We start from the raw sequence: 9,000 nt of genomic DNA, 5'->3' as shown, positions 1-9,000 counted from the left end.
TCTCAAGGAGATGGTCTTGGTCAGTTCCAGGCGGCGCTCATGGCGGTTGAGAAACGCCGACTCCATGCGCAACAAACCCAGCTTCAAGGCTTCGCCAGCATTCAGGCCCTGACGGTTGTCGGCCCAAGCATCATGGGGAATAAAGCGCGTGTCATGATCGCCCAGTTCATATTGCCAACCAGCCTCGGTGGCCAGGCACATCGACAACACGGCGTCATAGGCCTGGAAATACAGCGTCGATATCTGGCTGAGCAACCACTGGTACAGCCCTGGGCCGGTGGAACGGTGCTTGAGGAAGTCATAGTAGGCTTCTGCCTGTTCGCGGGCTTTTTTGGCTTGCAACAAACCGGTTTCAGCGGAAGTGATAACGATTTTCTGAGCCTTTATCTGCTCATTGATCACTGCGATTTCAGCCGTGGCCTGCTCGATCATGAAATCCCATTCTTCGCGTCGGCGGCGATACTGCTCTTTCTGAGTTAGAAAATCGGCATGGACTACCAAACCTTGTGCAGCAACATCGACAGCCGTTATTGCCGCGAAGGCAAGCGCGGCAGGCTTGCGTACGCCACCAGATACACCGACAACATTCACCGTGATTGCATCCATTACCTGCGCGGCAGTCGTTGCCCCAGCCAAGCCCGCTGTAATGCCCCCCCCAACCACACGTTCATACATGGCCAATTTTTCATCGTCGGAAACGTCTTCTTTACGCAACCGCTCGTAGTAAGCGTGACGGGAAAGCACCATCGCCTTGCTGGCCGTCAGGGCATCCCTGCTGCTGCGGGCCTGTTCAATGGCCTGCTCCTGCAAGGTCACGCCAAACTCGGAGAGTTCCTGCACATGGGATTGCAGCAGCTCTTCCTGCTGGCTGCGGTCACGCATTTCCATATAGCTGCGTACCTGTTCGCCAAAGCGGATCAAGGTGTCAACGGCGTTCTGCACACGGGGCAGCATGGCGCGGAAACGGTAAGGCGGGATGATCGCCAGGGACCCCAGCCGCCGGGTGCCGCCGCCCTCGCCGGCCAACTGCGCGCGCAACAGGTCGAACGGATTGGCCGGCGCCTCGTAAAGCGCCAGCAGCAAGGGTTTGCCGTCCAGGGTGAGGTTATTGCGCAGGTTGCCCAAGCGTAAGTCGAGGTTGTCCCATAAGTCGAGCAGTTGCGTATTCACCGGCAAGCGGAACCAGGGCGCGTCGATCAGGCGCAACCAGGGGTCGCCCTGGATATGCTGGGGAATATCCTCGGCGAACAGCGTCTGGATCGATGATTCGAAGGCGCTGAACAAAGCGCTTTCATAGGCCGCCGCATCCACCAGCGGCATAGGCTCCCAGCGGCTGATGCTGCGGCCCTTGGACAAGGGGCCAAGCAAGGACAAGGCGCGAACATACAGGAGCTTGGCTTCGTTGAGGGCATCGCGGGTCAATTGCCGGTAGAGCATGTCGCCACGAGCAATCAGGTTTTTCACATAGTCGGTAAAGATCGCCTTGCGGTAGTGCGAAGGCACGCTATAGGCAATCGCGTCCGGATCGCGTAGGCCACCCAGGCTGAAAAACTGCTCGGCGGGACTATCCGGCTGGGCCAGGGGCCTGACACACCAATAGGGATAGTCCACGGAAGGCGCGGGAGAGAGCGGCTGAATACGCGCCAGTGGATTGAAAATAGCGTGATACCAGGTTTCCGCGCCCAGGTAATCGAACTCGCTGTGCAAACGCCGGGCGACGAGGTGCGGGGCATGGAAAAACAATTCCCAGAAGTAACGGCCGTTGGCACCGTTGAAATCCAGAGGAACCGCTTGCGAAGTACCGGGAACGGGGGGTTCCTCCGTGTGCTGGGTCTCCCAGCTCAAGGCCGCTGGCACAGAGAATGCCGCCTTGGCGATCAGTTCCTTGGCAAACAGATTGTTGAGCCTTACATAACGCAATGAAGGCAATGCCAATGCTTCAAGATCGAGAAACTGAGCCCCTTGATTGGAGACTACACGGGGTGCCGCACGGCTGAGCTCGGGAACCAGGTGAACGTCATATTGGTTGTAGGTGTGCTCGCCGACCTGATGACCAAACTGAAAATAGTAAAGTTCTTCCAGACTGGCCGCCGTGACTATCCGGGGGATCGCTGGAGTCGATGCATTGCCATTCAGCGTAAGCTTGCCAGTCCATATGGACGTTCCCACTCTTCTACCGTCGTCCTCATACCAATAGGTCCAGATCTTGAAATCCTTGGTGACCGGCCGCTGCTTTTCCACACAAATATTACTCGCACTCCCCAATCCGAGTTCCAGCCCTCCCGACAACTCAACTTTGAACATGTCTGCTCTTTTTATCTCACCCGGTCCATAAGACGGAAGGGTGGCTATGTCAAGGTCAAGCTCCACTTGCGCAAAATAATAGAAATACCCCGACGGCTCGATGTACTTTTTATAGGTCCCCGGCTGAAAACTACCGACCACTACGCCTTCGTGAAGCCATTCTCCAGCCGGCAGAGGCAACGTGGAAAACCCCGCATCTACTCTCACCTCCCCGTATAACCTGCGATCACGGGTGGTGATTAACGCCGTGGCTTTCATATTATTGCCGATTGCCACCTGGGCTGAACTATTGCCCATGAAAATTTCAAGCGTATCCCTCTCCAGTTCGATAGCCGAACAATGCCCCTGGAGCAGGAACAACCCGACGGCTCCCGGTCCAGGGTCCATGAACAAAGCCGCGCTAAACTCCAGGCGCTGATTCAATGCATTGGGTGGGTGTGGCGTGGACCACGGCGAGTCGGGTTGATAAACAATCTCTTTCAACCGCCACTTTATATTGACACCGCCATCATCGATTTCCGCATAGGGGAACTGCAAGCACTCGGCGTTGCGGCCAAACATCGCCTTCGCCACGGTCATCAACTCCCGCCCCTCTCCCGTGGTGCTCGACAAATTAACGACTTTGAAAAAGCGATCCATCACCAGGATCACCTCTTCAGTCGTAGTCTCTATCACTTCGTTTGCCCCCGAAGGGGCCCAGGCCGTGAAGCAAATAACCAGGTTCGTCTGACCAGATTTTCGGATATCCATGGTCACGGTAAAGACAAAGCCGCGAACAAAATCTCCATTGCTGGCCAGTTCATCTTCGAAGCGCTCTTTATCGGTATACCCGCTAAACAGCGTCGTGGAGGGCGCCCACTGGTCATTGATTTGTTTATAGGCCATCTTTATAAAATACGAATAGCGGCCGGTCTTCTGGCCATCCGCGTCGACCTCCGCCGGGCCGGGCTCCACCCAGACCACATGCAGACGGCCCATGATCGTCACCACCCGGACATGCGCCACCTTCGAATCGAAGGCCACATCAATGGCTTTCCATTCACTCCAGGCCGCAGGCGAGACATGGGTGCTGGAATCATTCAGGTCAATCGCCGCCTTGCGCCAATAGTGCGCAAAAGGCTCGACGTTTTGCCGACCGACAAAATAATAATGGGCGTGCCTGAAGTCCGTGCCATCGATATATCCCGAGACCACCTTCAGGTTACTCACCAACTCAAACTGGCTGAGGTAGTTTTTCAGCGCAGTCTGCACGCTGTCCTCGGTCAGGCGGCTTTGCCCCAGGTCGTTCTCCAGGTTCTTGAACTGGCTGGTCTTGCCCAGGCGCAGGGTCGGGTCGATGTAGTTTTCCGGGTAATCCTCGATCATCTGGTAGCCGGCCCAGACGCTGTACTCGCTCATGCTCTCGCGCCACAAGCGCAGCTCCTCGGCACTGAACCCATAGGGGTAACCGGGCTCCATGCCGTTGTAGATGGCGTGGATATACTGCTGGAGGCTGGCAATGCCCTGGGCGACGCGGCTGGTCTCCACCTGGGCACCGACCTGATTGTCGATCAGCAGGTATTCGTAGAGATCCTCGGGGGTAGTCAGGCGCAAGGGTGCCGCCGTGTTCGATGACGGCACGATCTGGCCCAGGTAATAAGCGACCAGGGCGTCACGGCGTTGTTCTTCGAGTTCGTGAATAATTCCGGCTTTCATAGTGAGCACCTGTTAAAATTCGAACCAAAAAACCGACTAAACATCCGCCCAAATAACTTTTGTGTCCTCTGCAAGGATGATGTAGCCATCCCCGCCCACAACTTCACTGACCGTAAGAGGATGCCATTGCGTGGGGTGATCGCTCCCAGTCAGAGGAAAATGTGCCTGCCAACATATAGCCTCGTTACGCTTGCAAATTATCTCTACTGTGTCCTTCCATGAAACATCCGCGACTTCGGCCGTAACGGGAAAACCCACAAGCGTCCAATAATCGGATGGAATCGAGTTATATTGATTCCAAAGAGTAAATCTAACAATAAGAACACTGCTTTTTATAACCGCATCATAGATCCTATAAATAATACCCGCTCTATAAGAGTCCTCCCACAAGCGTTTTCCAGCAACCTCAACCCCCAGAGAAAAATCCCCCATAGGCACTTGACTCGTTGGCCCGGCCATGCGATGCACATTAAAACTATAACCCTCCGTTGTTGTCTCGACGAGTTCGTCCAGACTTTCAATACGCACCAGAAGTAATGAAGGGTCGACACCCAGGCTTGTCAGTTTAAATGGGATACCCGCTAAGGATTGACCTGCACCATCAATCGCTTTTACCACAAGCGTATAATACCTGGTCGAACCGATAAATTTTGGAGCTTTCTCATAGAATCCCTCTCCGGCGAGCGCCACCTGAATTTTAAAATAGGGGAGCGCAGCCACCTTAAACTCAACCGTTTTATCGGTTCCAGCGACTGTCGCCAAAACCGTATGTTCTGTATAGGCACCTTGCACGGTTGCAAATTTCGAACTGAAGGTCGCGAGCCCATCCTTATCAGTCAGAGAGCTCGCCTTGAACACGCCATCCACTTTCCACTCTACAGGCGTCCTAGGCGATACATCACCTCCCGACACCAGCCAAACAGAAAACACGACGGGATTCGGATCGCCCTCCATATATAACGGCTGAGAAGATTCGTACTTGGCAATCAAGGCCTGAGGGTAAATCTTCGTCACTTCCGTCGACTTTTCCTTTATATCGCCCTGAGCACTGGCTGTTACGGTGACCGTACCGGAGCCCTCGGGTTTAAATCGCGACAACGCAACACCCTGACTATCAGTGGCGCTTTCCAACACGAGCAAGTCTTCAGCGTCCGCGCGCCAAGTAACGCTCGTGCCCTCTGGTACAGCATCGCCATTAAGCTCAACCAACCGGCAGCTCAGCTCAACCTCAACATCTTCAACCACCGCACTGGCAAAACGTACATATTGAAAATACGGCGTGCTGGTAAAGGTCACCTCTGGAAACGCCCAATAACTGCCGTTTTCATACCGTGCGATCACCGCAGCCTCGCCCAGTGGTCCGCTGCGCAGGCTCGAATGGCTGATGCCCTCGTGGTTGGTCATCGTCTGGTAGCGCTGGAACTCGCCCAAGGTCGTTCCCCAGTCCACCAGACGATCGATACCCAGGTTGGTAAAATCATCCACCAACGTGACACTGAAATTGATGGCTTCGAGTTTGTTGGACAAGGCTTCCGAACGATCATAGGTCGGCGCTGAAAAGTGCAACGAGGCTTCATCGCAACCAATGGTCACCACCGGCGCAAGCACCTTGTCGCCCAGCCCATACTCGGCCACCACATGAGCGATGCCCATGGTGTCGCCGCTCTCCAGCGTGACGCTGCTCTCGCCGTTCTCGTCGGTAACCGTCGACCTCTGTTCCAATACTCCCAGATTGGTGCTCCAGGTAATGGTGACGTCTTCGAACGGCTCATCCATGAAGTCGCGCAGGGTGATGGAATAGGTCGCACTTTCGCCGGATTTGTTCGCCACCAGATAGTCCGGTGTCACCGTGATCACGCTGCTATGGCTTTGCCCGACTTCACCGGCCGGTGTTCCCGGCACGGACTGGGTGAGGCTGGCCAATGCCAGCTCCGCGGCATGGCGGAAATCTGCCACGTCACTGGTCGGCGTCAAGGTCCCCAGCGCTAACAGTGCCTCGGCATCCAGGTCGGTATGCCGCGCCAGGCGGCAGGTGCGCACCAGCAGATCCAGTTCGGCGAGGGTAAAAATCACCCCGTCCTCCGGGTTCAGATGCGAGGCCACCGCCAGTACCTGGCGTACGCCCCAGTCGAGAAAGCCGGCCAGCTTGTTCGCCGCACTGTCGCGGATCAGCCGCTTGTCGCCTTCCAGGGCCTTGTCCCAAAGGGTGTTGATCAGTTGCAGATAATCCAGCAGCCGCTCTTCCGGTTGTGCGCTCAGGCGTACCGTTGAGGCGTATTGGGTGAAAAAATACACGGTCTGCAGCGACAACCCGACATCGTCAAGACCGAACCACTGTGGATGCTGCACACACTGTTCGACAAATGCCGGGCTCAGATCCAAGTGCGTGGTGACGGCGGCTCGCTTGACCAGATTGTCGAGCACCAACAGGACTTCGTCGCCAATGGCCAACTGCAAGGGGCCACTGGCGTTGGCGGCCAGTCCATATACCCGCAGCACCTCCATCAGCAACTGATAGCGATTGCCCTCGGCCCAGAACAACAGCACCTTGACCAGATCGACGGAGCTGTCCAGATAGCCGGCCAGCCCTTCCATCAGCAAGGCTTCCTGAGCGCCGCGAGCCCGCATGATCATATTGCAGATCTGGGCATGCAGGCCTTCGGGCGTCGGGTCGAAGGGTTCCAGCACCTCGGCGACCTTGCCGTTCAAAGCGGCGTCAAAACTCTCTTCGGTTTCCCCCCTCAGGTATTTGACCAGCCCCCGGGCCGCCGGGGTGGTTTCTCCCGCCTCGATAAACTCTTTCAATTCCTCGAACCAATCGATGGCGACCGAGGAAAACACCTCCTGGCCTCCTTCATCGATATTCACGACCACACGGCTTTGCGGTGCGCCGACCTCGGCAAAACTGCTGTCGCTGATCAGCGCCGCCGCCAGGCGCGAGTGCATCTGCTTGAGCAGATTGAGCTCGGCCTCGCTGGCCACCGGCTTGGTCAGGGCCGGCAGCACGATCCGACAGACCTGGCCGACCGTCCACTTGTGCTCGGCCAACCAGGCACTGGCTTCGACGAGGGCGTGGATCACGCTCAAGGTGTCGGTGTTACCAGACGTCTGGTAGGAGGCGATATGAGTCGGCCCGGCCAGTTTCGCGACCAATTGACTGCCGCCGTTATCCAGCAGTTCGAGCAACGCCAGGGCCTCAATGGTGGTCAGCCCCAGATAATGGGGCAGCCGGACCAACCGGTAGAACGCCGACACCACCGCTGTGTTCCAGCGCAAGGGCTCACCGGCGTAGGCCTGTTCGATGACCTTGGCGGTAAAACGGTACATCTCGAAGGTCATGCCCAGGGCGGCGCACAAATGATCGATTTTCTGGCGTTCGGCCTCATTGCCGGGGGTGATGTCGAAGACCTCCCCATCCAGGATCAGCGGGCCGGGAAACAGCGCCTGGCTGTTGAACACCAGGTCAAACTGCGTCGACTGCTTGCCCCGGGCGTGCACGCCCAGCCCCCGGAGCAAGGCGGCAAAGTCGTCCGCGCTGACCTTGTAGCGCGTACGCAGACTCTGGAACAGGCCAAGGGCGCGCAGGGTGTCGGTAGTGATCCGATAATCCGACGTTTTCCCTTCGGCGCCAATCGAGGCCACCAGCAGGCGATCAACCTGGTCGAACGGCAGCTTGAGCCAGTTTGCCAGGCGGATCATGCGATTGAGCCGGTCAAAACGGTCATGGGACCAATTGACGATCTGGTGTTGGGGAGCACTCTCATCGTCGCTAGTCGTTTCAATGGCCATGGCCGGGCTGATACCCGCGTTGACGTACACCGAACCGAACACCGCGCCATCCACCGGCACGTCATCTAACGCAATGAAATTGGCCGACGAATAGGGCGTATAAGCCCCCACGGACAACAGCGATTCGAGCTCATCGGTCTTCAGCCCGGTGTGCAGGCAGAAGGTTTGGGTATCGAGCAACCTGAAAACATCGCCCTCGCCAAAGTTGGCCCTGAAGAAGCTCTCGGGATCGGTGCCGGAGGTGTCGAGCAGATGGGTTCTCGGGTTGATACGGGCCAAGGCGAACGTTTGCTCGGGTTCTTGATTGGGGTCGAACTCCGGAAAATACGGCGCCTCCAGCAAAATCCCCTGCTGCACCGGGCCGAAGCCGGTGTCTTGCACCAGAGCGATATCCGACAGCAGCGAATGCACGCCGGGTTCCTTGAAATACGGATAGGCCCGGTCGGTGCAGCGGATAACGTCGCCGGGCAGGCGCTCCTTGCGCTGCAAGGTGTAATTGATCTGTTGCTGATAGCGCTCATACGGCAAGGTCGGGGGGTAACGAACATCCAGCAGCACATCATCCAGCGAACGTTCGTCGCCGAAGCTCTCCAGATAGCGGTACGCCGAGGTTTCCAGTATTTCGTTGACCAGCACCAGGGTCGGTTCGACACGCTCGAGGGCACTGTGATCCAGCCACAGGTCCGCCAGGTCCGGACGTCGCTCTTCCAACAGAATACGGTTGCCCTGCCCGTCCCCCGGCCTGCCGCTCTGCTCGATCTTCTGTACTTCACGGTAGAGATCGGCCAGGTAGGCGATGGGCGAGGTTGTGGCTTCAATCGCATCCGTCGGGCAATGATTGGCCCAGTCCGGCCGGAACAGATCGTTGTAGGTCGGGGCATCCACCAGCCCGCGGATGCCGGAACCGGGCTCGAAGGCACGGTGTATCGCCGTGGTCAGCCGCTGCTCGCGAAACTGCCGCAGCGTAACGGCGCTGATGGCCCTGGCTTGCTCATGCAAGGCCCGCGCTTCGGTGATGTGCAAGGTTCTGTCGGTGCTCATCAGTTGCTCGAGCGAACCCTTGGCGATCTCCAATACCGAGTCGTAATGCTCCAGTAGCTGGCTGCGACTGCGCGCGTTCTTGTTCAACAACTGCAACAGTGAACTGGGTTTGTCGTTCATTGCCCGTCTCCGGTTGAGAACTTTTCAACTGTTAGAGGCGTCCTTACCCAT

2 protein-coding genes are annotated in these 9,000 nt (G+C 57.1%); both read right to left on the bottom strand.

Annotated features, from left to right (window positions below; translation table 11 throughout):
• Positions 1–3,999, bottom strand: a 3,999-nt coding sequence (locus tag M5B42_RS20055) for a neuraminidase-like domain-containing protein (RefSeq protein ID WP_248746812.1), incomplete at its 3' end; no start/stop codon positions are given.
• A 36-nt stretch (positions 4,000–4,035) separates the two neighbouring features.
• Positions 4,036–8,949, bottom strand: a complete 4,914-nt coding sequence (locus tag M5B42_RS20050) for a Tc toxin subunit A (RefSeq protein ID WP_248746811.1) — start codon at positions 8,947–8,949, stop codon at positions 4,036–4,038.
• Positions 8,950–9,000: the final 51 nt, after the last annotated feature.

It is taken from the genome of Pseudomonas sp. MWU12-2037, from assembly GCF_023242345.1.
In the GTDB taxonomy this organism is placed as follows: Bacteria; Pseudomonadota; Gammaproteobacteria; order Pseudomonadales; family Pseudomonadaceae; genus Aquipseudomonas; species Aquipseudomonas gingeri_D.
The sequence above is the reverse complement of the archived record's forward strand: the minus strand, read 5'-3'. Positions and strand labels throughout refer to the sequence as shown.

Bases quoted from the DNA above. Each gene is read 5' to 3' on its own strand.
- M5B42_RS20050 (WP_248746811.1), bottom strand. From the start codon at position 8,949: ATGAACGACAAACCCAGTTCACTGTTGCAGTTGTTGAACAAGAACGCG.